We start from the raw sequence: 17,425 nt of genomic DNA on the forward strand, positions 1-17,425 counted from the left end.
AGTTTCTGACTCCGGCGAACATAGCCGCAGCGCTCATCTGGCGCAAGACTTGTGTCAAGTAACTGAGGACACGCAAGGAGCCTGGCTATGGCAGTTGTCACATTTGTCTCCCACGGCGGCGAGAAGTATGAGGCGCCTCTCGAGGAAGGTCAGTCACTGATGCGGGTCGCGACCAACAATGCGGTGCCCGGCATCGACGGCGACTGCGGAGGCGAAGCCGCGTGCGGCACCTGCCATGTGATCGTCGATCCGCAATGGTCCGATCGGGTCGGCCTCTCCGGGGCCAATGAAGAGGAGATGCTCGCGATGAACCCCGAGCGTCAGCCGACCTCCCGGCTGTCCTGCCAGATGCAGGTCTCTGAGGCGTGGGACGGTTTGATCGTCCATCTGCCCGAGTTCCAACTGTGATGACGAAAGAGAGGTGAGACGTGAGCAATATTCGCGAGGCAGTCACTGCCAAGGCTCAGGCAACAATTCCGATGGACCGAATAATCCAGGGCGCCCACCTCTACGACAGAACGCGGCGCTGGGTCACCGGCACCAACGGTGAAAAAATCTTCATCGAGCGACCGATCCCGCCGGCTGACGAGGTTGAACTGACCGACATCGACCTTAGCAATCCTTTCCTCTATCGTCAGGGTCGCTGGAAGTCCTATTACGAGCGCCTACGCAACGAGGCTCCCGTGCACTATCAGGCCCACAGCGCGTTCGGCCCGTTCTGGTCGGTGACGCGGCATGCCGACATCGTGGCCGTCGACAAGAACCACGAGGTCTTCTCCTCCGAGCCGTTCATCGTCATCGGGAGCCCGCCGCGCTTCCTCGACATTGCGATGTTCATCGCGATGGACCCCCCGAAACACGACCGGCAACGGCAGGCTGTCCAGGGTGTGGTCGCACCGAAGAACCTGCGTGAGATGGAGGGCCTCATCCGCGAGCGGGTGGTAGACGTGCTCGACGCTCTGCCGCTTGGCGAACCGTTCAACTGGGTGCAGCACGTCTCGATCGAGCTAACCGCGCGCATGCTGGCCACGCTGCTGGACTTCCCGTACGAGCAGCGGCGCAAGCTCGTCCAATGGTCCGATCTCGCCACCTCCATGGAGCAAGCCAACGGTGGGCCCTCGGACAACGACGAGATATTTCGCGGCATGGTCGATATGGCTAGAGGTCTCAGCGCTCACTGGCGGGACAAGGCAGCCCGGAAAGCTGCCGGAGAGCTGCCCGGCTTCGATCTGATCACCATGTTGCAGAGCGACGAGAGCACCAAGGACCTGATCGATCGCCCGATGGAGTTCTTGGGCAACTTGGTATTGCTGATCGTGGGTGGCAACGATACGACCCGCAATTCCATGAGCGGTGGTGTTCTGGCGCTGAACGAGTTCCCTGACCAGTTTGAGAAGCTGAAGGCGAACCCCGAGCTGATCCCCAACATGGTCTCGGAGATCATCCGGTGGCAAACCCCGCTCGCGCATATGCGCCGGATCGCCAAGGCCGACACTGTGCTCAACGGGCAGTTCATCCGCAAGGGCGATAAGGTCCTGATGTGGTACGCCTCGGGCAACCGCGACGAGCGCGTGTTCGATCGGCCCGATGACCTGATTATCGACCGGGCCAACGCCCGTAACCACATCTCCTTCGGTTTCGGCGTGCACCGCTGTATGGGTAACCGGCTGGCCGAGATGCAGTTGCGGATCCTGTGGGAGGAGCTGCTTCCGCGGTTCGAGAACATCGAGGTCGTCGGTGAGCCCGAGTACGTGCAGTCCAACTTCGTGAGGGGGATCAGTAAGCTGATGGTCCGCCTCATCCCGAAAGGTGGCGCATGACCGTGCAGCGAGCGGTCATCGCGGGGGCCAGCCACGCGGGCACCCAGCTCGCCGCCAGTCTTCGCCGAGAAGGGTGGGACGGCGAGATCGTCCTCGTCGGCGATGAGTCGGCGTTGCCCTACCAGCGGCCCCCGCTGTCCAAGTCGTACCTGGCCGACAAATGCGAACTGGCCGAACTCGCGATCCGCAACTCGGATTTCTACGCCAAGCAGCGGATCCGACTCCTGGATGCGACGGTGGCGGCGATCGACCGCTCGGCTGGTCATGTCGTGCTGAGTACCGGCGACGCACTGCCCTACGACAAGCTCGCGCTGTGCACTGGCGCCCGGCCTCGTCGGCTCCCCACCCCGGGAGCGGACCTGGCCGGAGTCTTCTACCTACGCACCGCCGCGGACGGCGAGATGATCCGAGAGGCCGCCGGCCCCGGGCGTCGGGCGGTGATCGTGGGCGGCGGCTACATCGGACTGGAGACAGCCGCCTCGTTGCGTGCACTGGGTCTGGAGGTCACCCTGCTCGAGGCGACCGGGCGCGTCCTTGAACGGGTCACCGCCCCGGAGGTATCGGAGTTCTTCGACCGGATCCACCGGGAGGAGGGCGTCAACATCCGGACGGGCACGCTGGTCGAGGCTCTGTCCGGCGACGGCAGGGTCCGCGAAGTAATCCTGGCCAGTGGCGAATCAATTCCCGCCGACCTCGTCATTGTCGGCATCGGCGTGGAGCCGAACACCGAGCTCGCCGCCACCGCGGGCCTGGTCGTCGACAACGGCGTCGTGATCGACGATCGGGCCCGGACTAGCGACCCCGACATCGTGGCCGCCGGGGACTGCGCCAGCCACGACATGGCCCGTTACGGCCGTCGCATCCGCCTGGAGTCCGTGCCGAGCGCGGCCGAGCAGGCCAAGGTCGCCGCCGCGACCGTCTGTGGGAAGTCCAAGAAGATTGCGGCCCTTCCATGGTTCTGGTCAGATCAATACGACCTCAAGCTCCAGATCGCCGGTCTCAACACCGGGTACGACGAGGTCGTCCTCAGCGGCGACCCGACCCGGGACCGCGACTTCACCTGCTTCTACCTCCGTGCCGGCGAGCTCATTGCCGCCGACTGCATCAACCGTCCCCGCGACTTCATGTTCAGCAAGCGGGTCATCACGCAGCAAGTCGCCGTCGAACGGGCCGAACTGGTGCTCGCCGGCTCGGACTGAGGTGCCGGCGGTGCGTAGGCGGTGGGAACGACGACGGCGGATGCGACGCGTGTCTTGGAGAGGTACTTCAGTGACAATTGCCATCCAGCCCCGCTGGCAAAGGAACGCTAGCGGCTGCCCGGCGGTCGCCTTGGCGCAGCGCATCAGGACCTAGTGGGGTTTCCCAACGAGCATGACGATTCTTTCCGGAGGAGCAGCGTCAGAAGTCGGTGCCTGTTCTGTTCTGTTCTGTTCTGACAATGAGGTTAGTTGAGGTTGACGGTGGCGGTATTTAGGGACGAGGACGAGGTCTATGCCTTCCTGGGCGGGATCTTTCGGCGGGGTTTGGAGAAGGAAGGTCTGGCGGACAAGCTCGCGAATTCGGGTGTGGTGTTGCGGGTGCATTACACAGATCCGGATGCGGTTGTGACGGTGGACATGCCGAACAAGGTGGTGGAGACCGGAGCGGCCAGTACCGCGGTGCCCAACGTGGAGTTGTTCATGTCGGCAGACACGGGGAACAAGTTCTGGTTGGGGAAGGTGAACTTGACGATGGCGATGGCCAAGGGAACGGTACGTGCGAAAGGTCCGGTGCCGAAGTTGATCAAGTTGATCCCGCAGGCCAAGAACCTGTTCCCCGAGTACCGGTTGATGCTGGAGAGCCAGAATCGGCAGGACCTCATCGATGCGTGACCCTCGCCTCACCGCGGGCTGTAGGGCGGGTGTGCGATGAGGAGCACGATGCAGGACGTTGCGTTGACTGTGCCCGCGATCGTGGCCCATGCTTCGGCAGTTCATGGCGATCGCGAGGTGCTGACTGCGCGCGGACCCCGGCAGATCTCTGGGGTGTCCTATCGCGAGGTGGGTGAGCGTGCGGCACGGTTGGCAAATGCTCTGCGCCAGATCGGCATCCGTGGAGATGAGCGTGTCGCGACGTTACAGTGGAGCAACCAGGAGCATCTGGACTGTTACGCGGCGGTGCCGTCGATGGGCGCGGTGCTGCATACGTTGAACCTGCGGCTGCCGCCGGAACAGCTGACGTGGATCGCCAATCATGCCGAGGATCGGGTGATCATCGTCGACAGTACGGTGCTGGCCCTTTTGGCGGCGGCGTTGCCGTCGATGACCTCGGTGCGCACGGTGCTAGTGACCGGAACCGGCGATCTTGCCGCGGTCGAGGGGTGCGGAAAGGACGTCCTACGGTACGACGATGTGGTGGCCGCCCAGTCGAGTACGTTCGACTGGCCCGACGTCGACGAGCAGTCGGCCGCAGCGATGTGCTATACGAGCGGTACCACCGGGCATCCGAAAGGTGTTGTCTACAGCCATCGTTCGACGTGGTTGCACTCGCAGGCGGCGTGCACTTCGAATGCCTTGGGCATCGGTCATGACGACACGGTGTTGGCGATCGTTCCGATGTTCCACGCCAACGCGTGGGGGTTGCCGTATGCGGCGATGATGGCCGGCGCGCAGCTTCTGCTGCCTGACCGTTTCCTGCAGGCGGGGCCTCTAGTGGAGATGATCGAGGCGGTGCGACCGACGATGGCGGGGGCGGTGCCGACGATCTGGACCGATGTTCTGCACTACCTGCGCGACAATCCCGGCCATGACGTGAGTTCGCTGAAGATGGTGGCCTGCGGTGGTTCGGCGGTTCCGCGGTCGTTGATGACCGCCTATGACGAGCTGGGCATCCGCATTGTGCAGGCTTGGGGGATGACTGAGACTTCCCCGCTGGCCTCGGTCGCTCTGCCGCGGAGTTCTGATACCCCGGAGAGGTCGCTTCACCTGCGCGCAACCCAGGGCCGGGTGGTGGCCGGTGTGCAGGCCCGCATCGTCGATGACAGCGGTGCAGAACAACCGTGGGACGGAAAATCGGTGGGGGAGATTCAAGTCCGCGGCCCGTGGATCACTCAGTCGTATTACGAGAATGACAGTCCGGCGGCGTCGCCGGACGGGTGGTTGCGTACCGGGGACGTCGGGACGATCAGCGCGGACGCGTTCATCGCGCTGACCGACCGCTCCAAGGATGTCATCAAGTCCGGGGGCGAATGGATCTCCTCGGTGGAATTGGAGAACGAGTTGGCCGCTCACCCTGCGGTGCGCACCGCCACGGTGATTGGAGTGCCCGACGACAAGTGGCAGGAACGGCCGCTGGCGGTGGTCGTCCTGGCTGCCGACCGCACCGCCACCGCGGCGGAGCTGACCGAATTTCTGCGTGCGCGGGTGGCCAAGTGGTGGCTACCGGAACGGTGGGCGTTCGTCACCGACATTCCGCTGACTTCCACTGGCAAGTTCGACAAGAAGAAGCTGCGCCGCCAGTTCGGCGACGGTGACCTCATCATCGAGACGCTGGCGTGAATCATCAATCCACTGCGACCGAAACACTGACGTTAAGGAGACACATATGAAGACACGTGCTGCAGTGCTGTGGGGCCTAGGAGAAAAGTGGGAAGTCGAGGACATCGAGTTGGATCCTCCCGGCCCCGATGAAGTGCTCGTCCAGCTGACCGCGACCGGGTTGTGCCATTCCGACGAACACCTCGTGACCGGCGACCTGCCCATTCCGCTGCCCGTCGTCGGTGGCCACGAGGGTGCCGGCACCGTGGTCGAAGTGGGTGCGGGTGTCGAGAACGTCGCCGAGGGCGATTCGGTGATCCTGACGTTCCTGCCGTCGTGTGGGCACTGTTCCTATTGCGCGCGGGGGATGGGGAACATGTGCGACTTGGGTGCCGCGCTCATGATGGGACCCCAGATCGACGGCACTTACCGTTTCCATGCCCGGGGTGAGGACGTCGGCCAGATGTGCCTGCTGGGCACGTTCTCGGAATACACCGTGGTCCCCAAGGCGTCTCTGGTCAAAATCGACCAGGGGACACCGCTGGACAAGGCGGCGTTGATCGGGTGTGGTGTGACGACCGGGTACGGGTCGGCGGTGCGCACCGGTGAGGTGCGTGCCGGGGATACCGTGGTAGTGATCGGAGCCGGTGGCATCGGCATGAATGCGATTCAGGGTGCCCGCATCGCGGGCGCGTTGAACATCGTGGCTGTCGATCCGGTGGCGTTCAAGCGTGAACAAGCCGGCGGTTTCGGTGCGACGCATGCCGTTGCCACGATCGACGAGGCCTGGTCACTGATCAGTGACATCACCCGCGGCAAACTCGCCGATGTCTGCGTCTTGACCACCGATGTCGCCGAAGGGTCCTACATCGGCGAGGCGCTGTCCTTGGTCGGTAAACGCGGCCGTGTGGTCGTTACCGCGATCGGGCACCCCGAAGACACCTCGATGTCGGGTTCACTGCTGGAATTGACGCTGTATGAAAAGCAGATCCGCGGCGCTCTGTACGGTTCGTCGAACGCCGCCCACGACATCCCGCGGCTCGTCGAGCTCTACAACGCCGGACACCTCAAGCTGGATGAGCTGATCACCCGTGAGTACACCCTCGATCAGATCAACGAAGGCTACGCGGATATGCGATCGGGCCGCAACATCCGAGGACTCATCCGATTCTGATAAAGCAGCCGAAGCGCGGGAGCGCGACCACGGGAGCAAGCGAGCTGAGTACAACGGTTGAGTGCTGCGCGTCTGTGGCTCTTACCGTTGACGTGTTGATGCAGGACTAGCGATCGAAAGTCAATGTGCCCCATCGCCATAGGCGGTCGAGATGCGCGGCTGAGGTTGGCTGCGGTCACGCGTGTTGGTGTTGGCACCTACTGTCAGCCGGGAAGCCGTGATGAAACGTAGCTTTTGACGAGTCTCAACAGTGCTACTGACAAGAGAGGAAGCGGCGATGACGAGGATTCAAATTCCCTATCCCCATAGGAGGGGAGGGCACTGTGGTTCCGGTGCGCTTCGTGACCTTACTGAATGGGCCCAACTCGGATGGGGGACAGAAGCACTCAGTGAAGGATTGGTCTTCACCCTCGGCGGAGCCTTGGACTTCTCGTACGTCCGCTCTACGCAGTTGTTCCCCCAGGTGTACCTGGTAGGACGAGGAAGCGACCTGGAACAAGATTACCTCTCCCGGGTTGGCGCAAAGTTCGTCGTGCGATCGACCGATGACCCGGACGTGGGATGGGCATTTGTGACCGACGAAATCGACAAAGGTCGACCCGTCATGGTCTGGGCTGACATCGGCGAACTTCCTTACCTGCGCGTCCGATTGCACATGAGCCGTCACGACATTGTCATCACCGGATACGATGACGAACAACGGGTCGCCTATGTGGTCGATAATGACCGCGAGACAACCCAGACGGTGGCCTACGACGACCTACGCCGGGCGCGGTCCTCGGTCGGGTTTCCCACACCTACCCGGCACACCACATATCACGTCGACTGGCCAGAGCGAGTGCCAGACCTTGGGCCGATCGCGGCCGCTTCACTCGCCGCGAGCGCAGCGTTCATGCGCGGCGGTGCCGTAGGTGCGCCGCTACTGCGCATCGAGGCAGCTGAAGTCGAATCTTCCGGTTTGAAGGGTGTGCAGGACTTCGCCGATGACGTAGGGCATTGGCCAACGCTGTTCGATGACGATGCCCTGACCGCGGCATTGTTCGGGCTCGGGGCGTTCATCGAGAAAGCCGGTACCGGCGGCGGGCTCTTTCGTACGCTGCAGGCACACGGTTGCCAGAACATCGCCGATCTCCTAGATGACGCCGCCACTGCCGAAGCGGCTGCCGCGGCCCGACATGCTTCCAAAGCGTGGTCTACGCTTGCGGCCGCAGCCACGGATGCCGGCACATCGCTACGGAGTCGTAGTCTAGCTGCGGCCAAAGTCGCCGCGACGATCCCGGACGCCGAAACGCGCCTCGTCGAAGCCCTCGAAACGGCCAGTCGATCCGTTGGCACTGTCGATACCGGCATCGAAGCTCATCTGAAAGGCTATCTGTGAGTGGCACTTCAAACCAATCGAGTTTCCTGGAGACTACTGGTTTCTCGATTGGCAGCATGACGATGTTCAGCGCTTCGCCCAGAACGCGGTCGGTGACGTTCGTGACCCTTGTGCAGAAGGCGAGGTTGACCGTCACCGCTGTGGGGGACAGGATTTGGTATGACCCCTATAGCACCGACGACGACCCCGAGCATTATCGGGCGAGCTATGCGGCGACAGCGTCGAGGGCGTATTGCGGGGCAGGACCAAATGGCTGATAGTGACCGAACTGGAAGGTGTACCGCAGCGATGATCTCGGCGGGCTAACGAGTCCTTTACATACTGTCTTCCGGCGATCAGCCCAGCCGACGTCGGCGCAGTTCTTCAGTCGCATGGTGGTCCATGCACTGCGTGGTCCTATTTAGGAGGATTTCGTCATCGACGAGCAAGCAGAAGATTCGGCCATCGCGTGGTGGCATAACTTTCAGAATCGTGTTATCGCCGCCGACGGCGACTACCTCGATGCGCACCATCCGTGGTGCCTTGGTTGCGGCACAGACAATCCGCACGGTCATCGCCTGCGAGCGCGTCGGCGTGGCGACGGGGTGGGCGCCAGGCATATCTTCGACGGCCGACATCGCGGCGCACCCGGGATCGCACATGGCGGCGCAGTCATGACGGTTCTTGACGACACGGTGGGCATGCTGCTCTACGTCGTCGGTGAGATGGCCGTCACCCGTAAGCTCGACACCGAGTTCTTCGCGCCGGTATTGCTGGGGGTTCCCTACGAGGTCAGCGCGGAGCTCGTGTCCAGAACCGGCCGGAAACTCGAAGTGCGGGCAGAATTGCGCGAGGAAGCCACCGGCCAGCTGGTCGCGTCCGCGTCCGGGTTATTCGTCGTCGTCACGCTGGATCACTTCACTAGCTCCATACAGAAGGCGTCGTCAATACGCTGCACTGCGCGACCACCCTGGGAGGGATGACGCAACCCGTAAATCTGCTCATTTTTCAACCGGCGCAGGCTGCTCGGATTAAACCGGGGCCGACAGGCGGGTTTGCTAAGCAAACGCGTACTCGACCACATCGTGGTGTACCAGCCTTCGGTAGCGTGACGCCGCAGCGTGTCGGCGAAAAGACCGCCGGTCTCATCAGCTGTGGCCCGCAGGGGAGTTGATATCGACCTGGATGTGCGAAGCGGCCGGGTCAGGTTTCTGGCCGAGGGTATACAGGCCAAGACTGCCGAGAAAACCCGCACAATGCTCGATAAGCACTTCGGTCGATAGGTTTAGTTGTCCGTCTATCCAGCGACGGAGAATCTCGAACAGGCCCCCGACACCGTAGGTAGCGGCGAGATCTGCGACCTGAATCACCTCGCTGGGTATATCGAGATGCAGGCGGGCCTCTCTGAGGACGAGCTCCGCAAATTCGGACATCAGTTCGCTTCGCAGCTGCCGAAGCAGGGGTTCAGCGCCCGATTCGACAAACAATATGCGGGCCATGCTGGGATCGTTCTCGATCATCTGAACCAGGGCCTTTATCGGAGCGTAAGCGAGTTCTTGAGGAGCAACGGTGTCATCCGGTATCGCCTTGGTGATCACGGCTTGGAAGGTGGTGGAGATCTTGGTGAACATCGCACGCAGGAGCGCGTCTCTGTCGCGAAACTGCTGGTAGAAGTACCGGCTCGTCACTCCTGACTCCGTACACACAGCGGTCACGGTGCACGCGGCGGCTCCCTGCTTGCCCATGAGCGCGACCGCGGCGTCAATCAGCAGTGCGCGGCGCTGCGCATCGCGTTGAGTTGCGGACAGCCCGCCATAAACACGTGCTGGACTCATGCCCTACATTCTGGCAGTCTCATGTGACAAGGCCTAAAGTCAGATCAGACTACGGAGGAAGGACCCCGTCAAGATGCCGGAAGATCGAGCCTCGACCAAGAGCCGTGTATTGCCAAAACCCCGGCGCGTTCGTTTCCCCATGCCCACCTCCACGAAGCGGCAACACTTCGTGGATGGCGACCTGGTGATGAGCCATTTCATCTCGGTGCTTTCTGCGACCTTCCCGGAAGGGGAAGACTTCTTCATCCGCTCGGTCAAGTATTTCCAGAGTTCCATCGACGATCCCCAATTGCTGACAGCGGTCAAGGGTTTCATCGGACAAGAGGCCACACACCGACACCAGCATCGGCTCCTCAACGAACGGCTCCAGGCCATGGGTTATCCGACCGCGCGGATCGACCGCCACGTCGCACGCCTGATCAAGCTATTGGAGCGGCGCTTTTCGCCAGAAATGCGGCTGTCGATGACCTCTGCATTGGAGCACTACACCGCGACGCTCGCTGAAATCATTCTCACCAGCGATGACGCCCAGAAGCTCATCGGACAGACAGAGGTTCGACCGATTCTGCTGTGGCATGCGTTCGAGGAGTCGGAGCACAAAGCCGTCGCCTTCGACGCCTATCGGCTGATTGGAGGCACCGAGCGCACCCGCGTACGGGGCATGCGGATCGCCTCTGCAATTCTGTTCGGCGAACTCATTCTGCAGACTGCGCTTTCGATGGCCTCTGACAAGGCCTCGTATAACCCGGTCACGTTGGTGCGTAGCCTACATCGCTTCAGTCGCACCCCGATGTTCACCGCCGATGCGCTGCAGCGATTCCGTTCGTACAACCGCCCCGGCTTCCACCCTGATGATTGGGACAGTGCCGCGGTCCTGGAGCGATGGAGCAAGGAACTGTTCGACCAAGACGGCTCACAGAAGGTCATCGCTCAGCCTGGGTAGCAAAAGTGCGTGAGGAGGGCGACGCAGAAAGACACTGTTTCTGCGTCGTTCCTCCAAACAAACGACAGCGCGCCTGTCGTCACGGATTGGATGCCCGGTGGCGGGTCAAGGCGACAGTCATACAGACAAATGCAGTCGGCCTCGAAACTCACGGAAAGGTTAAGCCTCAGCCGCTGACGACGTAGCGTTGAGCCAAGGTTTCAGCCAGTCGGCTAGTGTGCGCGACCACTTCCTTTTCGGTCACCGCAAGCAAACCGGAGTGCCAGGCCGTGATGACTTCGACGAACCCCCCCACCGCAACCAAAGTGTCCATACGAAGGGCCGTCTCGTCGGCGTCTTCTCTGAGATGTGGCCGGCTTGCCTCGACGACCAACTGCGTTGCCTCCTGCAGCGCCACAGCGCGGCGATCTTGCAGCGGTGAGCTACCTACATGCTGAGCGAGGAGGATGTGCGCCCGGCCAGGATCGCGTGCGATCCGGTCAACCACGATGGCGATCGCCGCGGTGATGGTTTCGATCGGCGGCCGATCCACACGCTCGTCGAAGAGCGCGGAAACCTCGCCGAGCATGTCATTGCGAACGCCATCCCACGCTGCGACGAGAAGATCCTCGCGCGTCTTGAAGTCCTCGTAGAAGTATCGATCGTTGAGCCCTGTCCGGGCGCAAACGCCGCGCATAGTCACTGCGGCCCAACCGCTCTCACTCCAAATCTCGGTCGCAGCCTCGATCAATTGCTGCCGTCGCTCTGCTCGACGCTCAGCACCGGTCCGACCACCCCAGACCTTGCTTCTCGACCTCACCTCACCATCTTGACAAAACGTCGGGCTCACGCCCAAACTGGTGGCATGCGACCCCAATGGTGGCTGATGCCCCCAAATGAATATCCTCCCGCACCGGAAATCAGTGTCGCGATCCAAAGGGCAAGCAGATGAGGTTCTTGCCGTTCGGTAATTCACCAGGTAGAACCCACCGCGCCCACGCAGTAGTCACAGGCGCAGGGAGCGGTATCGGCCGCGCGTTCGCCGTTGAGCTTGCTCGCAGAGGTGGACGTGTTGTGTGTGCGGACAAAGACCCCATCACTGCGAAGGAGTCGGCCGAGATGGTGAGGCAGGCCGGCGGCGAGGGTTTCGACGTCGTATGCGACGTCACCGAACTTGAGCAGGTCCGTAACCTCGCTGATGCCAGTGAAGACTGGTTCGGCAAGGCGGCGAGTCTGGTGATCAACAACGCCGGAATCGGTGCCGGCGGCAATCGCATCGGCGATACGTCGGTCGAGGACTGGAACGCTGCGATTTCTGTCAACCTTTGGGGTGTTATCTACGGTTGCGAGACTTTTGTTCCTCGCCTCCGGAGCAACGGCCGGGGCGGAGTGATCAATGTGGCGTCCGCCGCAAGTTTCGGCTCGGCGCCCCGAATGGGCGCATACAACGTGAGTAAGGCCGGCGTGCTCGCTCTGTCCGAGACATTGGCGGCCGAACTCAGCGGTACCAACGTCAACGTCACAGTGCTTTGCCCCACCTTCGTCAAGACGAACATCGCCAATAATCCTCAGATTGAGGAGTCGGCGGCGAGACTCGCGACCAACCTGATGAGGTGGACCGGCATTTCGCCGGATCAAGTGGCTCGAACGACTCTGAACGCGCACGATCGCGGACAAATCTATGTCGTGCCCCAACTGGACGCGAAAATTTTGTGGCAACTGAAAAGAGCTTTACCCGGTCCGTTTACGCGCGCGTTGGGGCTGGTGGAGCGCATGGCCTCGTGGAACGATCCAGCCGACCAGAGGGAGCAGTGAAATGGCGTTCGCATATAGCGACATGCTCGAGACGATCAAGAACAAGCAATGGGCTCTCGCCGATATCGATTGGGACGCCCCTGGTGCGGAGTTGATCACCGACGAACAGCGTCCCAAACTCAAGCAATTCATGTCCGACGTGGTGTGGATTGAGCATGTCGGAGCGCGCGCCTTTGCTGCGATGGCCCCGAAGGCGCCCTTCGAAGCGCTCGGAGACATTTACCGTTACTTTCACGCCGAGGAGCAGCGTCACGCCAACGCCGAACTTGCTCTGATGCGTCGCTGGGGCATGATCGAGGAAGGCGAAAAGCCTGTACCGAATAAGAACATCCGTCTCGTGATCGAGTGGCTAGATCGGTACGCTGAGGCTCTTCCCCTGACTGTCATCGGCGCCGCGATTCCCGCACTGGAGACCGCGCTGGACGGGGCCCTGCTGAAATTTCTCCTTGATGAGGTCGACGACCCAATTTGCGGGGAAGTATTCAATAAGGTCAACAGCGACGAATCGCGGCACCTTGCAGTAGGTTTTCAAGTCCTGAATGACCTCGGCGCCAGTCCCATGCGAATCCATGCAATCCAAACGGTCGGCGCTGTGATGGACCCCCGTATTCTCACTGGCGCGTTGCTGTATATACCGCTTCTCACGCGCATGTTGATGAATCTCAACGCGATGGGGCTATCCGAAGAGAAGCTGTACAACGCGGTGACGCGATATGGCAATGTCGGGGACCGCAGTGAGCACACGCGGAGGGTGCCTGGATATCACATCTTGAAGGCCCACATGTCCTCCTCGATCAAGCGGTCCCAACCCCTTCACTTCGTTTCCCAGCGCTTAGGCAATGCGATCGACATCTTCCCCGTGCAAGTACTCGGGCGACCGCCTTCATGGACGGATGAACTGACCTATGAACCGGTCGCTAAATGACGGACACGGTAACGACTTTGATCGTCGGCGCCGGCTTCGCGGGTATCGGTACGGCGATGAGAATGCTTCAAGCGGGCATTAACGACTTTGTCATCTTGGAGCGATCACATCGCATCGGGGGCACCTGGCGTGACAACACTTACCCCGGCGCCGCCTGCGACATTCCGTCATTGCTGTACTCCTACTCGTTCGAGCCGAACCCAGGCTGGACTCGCGCATACTCGGGGAGCGCAGAGATCCTCGCCTATATCGACGCGATTGTCGCGAAATACGATCTTGGGAGGTTCATTCATTTCGGTGCGGACGTGAGTGCACTGGAATTCGACGAGGATGCCGGAGAGTGGGTTGTCGACACGACCGGCGGCAGGCGGTATAGGGGCCGTTCAGTCGTGATGGCTAGCGGACCACTTGCTGACGCCAGTTTCCCGGATATTCGTGGCATCGAGTCGTACGAGGGGAAAAAGATTCACAGTGCTCGGTGGGACCACTCCTATGACATGAGCGGTAAGAGGGTGGCGGTTATCGGGACCGGGGCGAGCGCTGTGCAGATCGTTCCCGAATTGGTCCAGTTGGCGGCGTCGGTCAAGGTGTTTCAGAGGACGCCCGGCTGGGTCCTACCGAGGGTGAATTTCCGGCATCCGGCCTGGGCGCGTTCGACTTTCAAGCGCATGCCGGCAACCGAACAGGCCCTACGAGGTGCGTGGTTCTGGGCGCATGAGGTCATGGCCGTGGGCATGGTTTGGGATACCGCTGCCACATCTGTCATCCAAGCGGCCGCGAAGGCGAATCTGCGTCGGCAGGTGAAGGATACCTGGTTGAGACGTCAGCTAACACCGCAGTTCAGACCTGGGTGCAAACGCATGCTTATGACTAACGACTATTACCCTGCTCTCCAGGCCGATAACTGCAAACTCGTCAGCTGGCCGATCGCCACACTGGCTCCGAACGGAATTCGAACCGCCGACGGCATCGAGCATGAGGTGGACTGCATAGTATTCGCGACAGGCTTCGATGTGTGTAAACGCGGTACGCCATTTCCGATCCGAGGGCGCGACGGACGAAAACTCGAAGACGCGTGGTCTGAGGGGAGATTTGCCTACAAGAGCGTGAGTGTGGCCGGCTATCCGAATTTGTTCTTCACTTTCGGGCCTAATTCCGGTCCTGGCCACAACTCTGCCCTTCTATATATGGAGGCAGCAATCGATTACATCGTAAAAGCGATCGAGCTCTTGCGCGACGAAGGTAACGGAGTCCATACCCTGGATGTGAAAGAGGGTAGCCAAAACGCGTACCACTCCAATATTCAGCGGCGGTTACGACGCACGACATGGAACTCGGGTTGCAGCAGCTGGTATTTAACGGAGGACGGCTATAACGGCACGATGTATCCGGGCTTTGCGACTCAGTTCACCAGGGAACTGTCCCGTCTGGATATGCGGGATTACGACATCACTCGGCGTGACGATGCTGACCTGAAGTTGACACAAACACGCTGAACTGCAGCAGCGGATAGGGTAAACATCAAAGCGCACGTGAGGAAGTAATGGGTTCTGAGTCTGGGCAGCACTACAAAATTGTAATAGTCGGAGCCGGGTTTTCTGGGATTGGTACAGCCATCAGCCTGTTGAAGGCCGGATTTGCGGACTTTCTTATAGTCGATGACGCCGATGGCGTCGGCGGCACATGGCACTGGAATACGTATCCGGGAATAGCGGTCGATATTCCGTCCTATAGTTACCAGTTCTCTTATGAGATGCGAACATCCTGGTCACGTACTTACGCTCACGGGGATGAGTTGAAGGCTTATGCAGAGCGGTGTGTAGAAAAATACGGACTCCAAAATTACATCCGGTTCAACACGACTGTGGACGAAGCCTGTTTCGACGAAGGCGCCGCACTATGGCGGCTGAGCTGCTCCTCTGGTCAGAATCTGACCGCGCGTTTTGTGATAAATTGCTCTGGCGTTCTCAGTCGGCCGAAGTGGCCTGATATTCCAGGAGTGCGCGACTTCGCCGGCGTGACGCTGCATACGGCCAGATGGGACCACACGAAAGATCTCACCGGTAAGCGGGTGGCGGTGATCGGGACTGGGGCATCTGCGGTGCAGCTGATTCCCGAAATCGCGAAGATCGCATCAAGTCTGACGGTCTTCCAGCGAACGCCGATTTACTGCTTGCCGAAGCCGGATTTCTCCATACCGAGCTGGGCCGCGACAGTGATGCGGTTGGTGCCAGGGGCACAACTGATGACGCGCACTGCGAGTCAGGCGTTCGTCGAGTTCACATTTCCAATCGCAGCTCATTTTCACTCGTTGATCCCTGTGTCGGACCTCATGGAAGAGGCGGCGAAACGCTATATGCGTCGGGCGGTCGACGATCCGGTGACTCGAGACCAACTCATTCCTCGCTATTCGTTGGGTTGTAAGCGACCGAGTTTCCACAATTCCTATCTCGCAACGTACAACCGTCGCAATGTTTCGCTCGAGACCAGCGGCATCACCCATGTCGACCATGCCTCGGTTCACACGGAAGATGGCAAGAGTTATCCGATCGATGTCATGGTCTTGGCCACCGGGTTCAAAGTGATGGAGTCGGGCAATATGCCGACTTATGTGCTGAAGGGACGCGGTGGAGTGGAGCAGTCTGCCTGGTGGGATGAGCACCGCCTCCAAGCCTTCGAGGGTGTGAGCGTCCCAGGGTTCCCGAATCACTTCAATATCTTCGGTCCCTATGGTTACAACGGCTCCTCCTACTTCACACTCATCGAGGCGCAAAGTCGGCATATCGTCCGCTGTCTTCGTCGTGCGCGCACGCTGAAGGCTGATTACGTAGAGGTCAGACAGCAGGCGAACGACCGCTACTTCGCTGACATGGTTAACCGCCGACATCGACAGGTTTTCTGGCAGCCGAGCTGTTCCAATGCCAACAGTTACTATTTCGACAAACACGGCGATGTTCCGTTGCGTCCGTCAACGACCCTGGAGACTTACTGGCGTAGCCGCACCTTCCGGCTCTCCGATTACCGATTTGAACGTCGCGCAGAATCCGTGGGCGCACGGTGACCGACACTGATGCGACGGACCGGCGCCCCAGTCTTGCAAGTCATTTCGTGGCAATGACTTCGCGAAACACACTGCGTCCGCTGTCGCAACTCATCCCGTCGAACGCCCACGGCCTCGCGGTGATGGATCGCGTACTCCGGATGGCGCTTGTGGGATCGCGGCCCCGCCGAAGCGTGGCGGTTCGCACAATAGATACCGAGTTCGCCGGGAATCAGATACGCGGGGATTGGATCACTTCTCCTGCAGTCGATCCACACGCGGTTCCGTTGCTCTACATTCATGGCGGCGCCTACTCCATGTGCTCACCGGCTACCCACCGCGGCCTGCTCGGTGAACTTGCCTCCGCGAGCGGTCGGCCCATCTTTGCGGTGAGGTATCGGCTAGCTCCACGCTATCCCTTTCCCGCTGCCGCCGACGATGCACTGAACGCATACCGCTGGCTCGTCACAGGGCAGCCTTCGGCTTCCGGCGAACGCGGTGTTGCGGTGGCCGGGGACTCGGCGGGCGGCCAGCTCACGATGGCCACCGCCCTTGGCGCACGTAGTGACGGACTTCCGCTGCCGGATTCGATGCTTCTCATGTCTCCGGTCCTGGATCTGACATGTGAACTCGCGAGGGCACGCGAACTTCGCCGCCGTGATCCTTTCGCCTCTGCTCGGTCCGCGGCCCGCGCTCTTGACCTGTACGTGGCTGGTGCAGATCACCGCAATGAGCGAATCAGCGTGCTCGACGCAGACCTCAGGTCCATGCCACCGATCCTGATTCAGGTAGGCGGAAGAGAAATGTTGATCGATGACTCGAGGCATCTTGCCGACCGCCTCCGATCGGCCGGATCAAGCGTTGAGATACAGGTGTACCGGGGACAGATCCACGTGTTCCAAGCCATGTTCCGAATCCTGCCCGAGGCTCGTGAGGCGATCCACCGCGCTGGAAACTTCCTGAAAGCTTCGGCCCACCGGTGAAAGTGTTGGGACCGTGGATGCTCCACTGCCACCGCGCCA

The 17,425-nt window shown here is 60.9% G+C and carries 17 protein-coding genes; 14 read left to right on the forward strand and 3 right to left on the reverse strand.

Annotation, left to right across the window (positions count from 1 at the left end; all coding sequences use genetic code 11):
- The first annotated feature begins 87 nt into the window (after positions 1-87).
- The 7 genes from G6N26_RS02660 (at position 88) to G6N26_RS02690 (ending at position 7,887) form a co-directional block, all read left to right on the forward strand.
- Positions 88-408: a 2Fe-2S iron-sulfur cluster-binding protein gene (locus G6N26_RS02660; protein WP_012394830.1), complete on the forward strand. Its 321-nt coding sequence runs from the start codon at positions 88-90 to the stop codon at positions 406-408.
- 71 nt (positions 409-479) lie between these two features.
- Positions 480-1,820, forward strand: a complete 1,341-nt coding sequence (locus G6N26_RS02665; protein ID WP_046285458.1) for a cytochrome P450 — start codon at positions 480-482, stop codon at positions 1,818-1,820.
- Entirely contained in the window at positions 1,817-3,019 is a 1,203-nt protein-coding gene (locus tag G6N26_RS02670) for an NAD(P)/FAD-dependent oxidoreductase (RefSeq protein ID WP_046285459.1), read from the forward strand. Before G6N26_RS02665 ends, G6N26_RS02670 begins: the two co-directional genes overlap by 4 nt.
- Before the next feature lie 261 nt (positions 3,020-3,280).
- Positions 3,281-3,691 carry an SCP2 sterol-binding domain-containing protein gene (locus G6N26_RS02675; protein WP_016889191.1) on the forward strand — a complete coding sequence of 137 codons (411 nt, stop codon included), beginning with the start codon at positions 3,281-3,283 and terminating at the stop codon, positions 3,689-3,691.
- Positions 3,692-3,739: 48 nt separating this feature from the next.
- Positions 3,740-5,356 (forward strand): fatty acid--CoA ligase, encoded by a 1,617-nt coding sequence (locus G6N26_RS02680; RefSeq protein ID WP_081288818.1) that lies wholly within the window; start codon positions 3,740-3,742, stop codon positions 5,354-5,356.
- 46 nt (positions 5,357-5,402) lie between these two features.
- A complete protein-coding gene (locus G6N26_RS02685) occupies positions 5,403-6,509 on the forward strand; it encodes an NDMA-dependent alcohol dehydrogenase (protein WP_046188899.1) in 1,107 nt (368 codons plus the stop codon).
- A 277-nt stretch (positions 6,510-6,786) separates the two neighbouring features.
- Positions 6,787-7,887 (forward strand): BtrH N-terminal domain-containing protein, encoded by a 1,101-nt coding sequence (locus G6N26_RS02690; RefSeq protein WP_046285460.1) that lies wholly within the window; start codon positions 6,787-6,789, stop codon positions 7,885-7,887.
- 335 nt (positions 7,888-8,222) lie between these two features.
- On the opposite strand, the gene G6N26_RS26390 is transcribed toward G6N26_RS02690, so the two are convergent.
- Positions 8,223-8,504: a hypothetical protein gene (locus G6N26_RS26390; protein ID WP_163648679.1), complete on the reverse strand. Its 282-nt coding sequence runs from the start codon at positions 8,502-8,504 to the stop codon at positions 8,223-8,225.
- A gap of 36 nt (positions 8,505-8,540) precedes the next feature.
- Here G6N26_RS26390 and G6N26_RS26395 point away from each other — a divergent pair, with 36 nt between their 5' ends.
- Positions 8,541-8,849 (forward strand): PaaI family thioesterase, encoded by a 309-nt coding sequence (locus tag G6N26_RS26395; RefSeq protein WP_046285462.1) that lies wholly within the window; start codon positions 8,541-8,543, stop codon positions 8,847-8,849.
- Between the two features lie 165 nt (positions 8,850-9,014).
- On the opposite strand, the gene G6N26_RS02705 is transcribed toward G6N26_RS26395, so the two are convergent.
- Positions 9,015-9,701 (reverse strand): TetR/AcrR family transcriptional regulator, encoded by a 687-nt coding sequence (locus tag G6N26_RS02705; protein WP_046285463.1) that lies wholly within the window; start codon positions 9,699-9,701, stop codon positions 9,015-9,017.
- Between the two features lie 73 nt (positions 9,702-9,774).
- On the opposite strand from G6N26_RS02705, the gene G6N26_RS02710 reads away from it, so the two are divergent.
- Complete coding sequence (locus tag G6N26_RS02710; RefSeq protein ID WP_046285464.1) at positions 9,775-10,644, forward strand: metal-dependent hydrolase; 870 nt, start codon at positions 9,775-9,777, stop codon at positions 10,642-10,644.
- 166 nt (positions 10,645-10,810) lie between these two features.
- On the opposite strand, the gene G6N26_RS02715 is transcribed toward G6N26_RS02710, so the two are convergent.
- A complete protein-coding gene (locus G6N26_RS02715; RefSeq protein ID WP_095562669.1) occupies positions 10,811-11,443 on the reverse strand; it encodes a TetR/AcrR family transcriptional regulator in 633 nt (210 codons plus the stop codon).
- Between the two features lie 128 nt (positions 11,444-11,571).
- Here G6N26_RS02715 and G6N26_RS02720 point away from each other — a divergent pair, with 128 nt between their 5' ends.
- Genes G6N26_RS02720 through G6N26_RS02740 form a run of 5 tightly spaced genes read left to right on the forward strand, consistent with a single transcriptional unit; the run spans position 11,572 to position 17,386 of the window.
- Positions 11,572-12,438 (forward strand): SDR family NAD(P)-dependent oxidoreductase, encoded by an 867-nt coding sequence (locus G6N26_RS02720; protein WP_046285465.1) that lies wholly within the window; start codon positions 11,572-11,574, stop codon positions 12,436-12,438.
- A 1-nt stretch (position 12,439) separates the two neighbouring features.
- Positions 12,440-13,363 carry a hypothetical protein gene (locus tag G6N26_RS02725; protein ID WP_046285466.1) on the forward strand — a complete coding sequence of 308 codons (924 nt, stop codon included), beginning with the start codon at positions 12,440-12,442 and terminating at the stop codon, positions 13,361-13,363.
- A complete protein-coding gene (locus G6N26_RS02730; protein WP_046285467.1) occupies positions 13,360-14,859 on the forward strand; it encodes a flavin-containing monooxygenase in 1,500 nt (499 codons plus the stop codon). Before G6N26_RS02725 ends, G6N26_RS02730 begins: the two co-directional genes overlap by 4 nt.
- A gap of 47 nt (positions 14,860-14,906) precedes the next feature.
- The gene (locus G6N26_RS02735; protein ID WP_046285468.1) at positions 14,907-16,424 is read left to right on the forward strand and encodes a flavin-containing monooxygenase; all 1,518 of its coding nucleotides are present in this window, start codon (positions 14,907-14,909) and stop codon (positions 16,422-16,424) included.
- Positions 16,421-17,386 carry an alpha/beta hydrolase gene (locus G6N26_RS02740; protein WP_046285469.1) on the forward strand — a complete coding sequence of 322 codons (966 nt, stop codon included), beginning with the start codon at positions 16,421-16,423 and terminating at the stop codon, positions 17,384-17,386. The genes G6N26_RS02735 and G6N26_RS02740 overlap by 4 nt, the downstream gene beginning before the upstream one ends.
- Positions 17,387-17,425 lie beyond the last annotated feature (39 nt).

Source organism: Mycobacterium marseillense (assembly GCF_010731675.1).
GTDB classification, from domain to species: domain Bacteria; phylum Actinomycetota; class Actinomycetes; order Mycobacteriales; family Mycobacteriaceae; genus Mycobacterium; species Mycobacterium marseillense.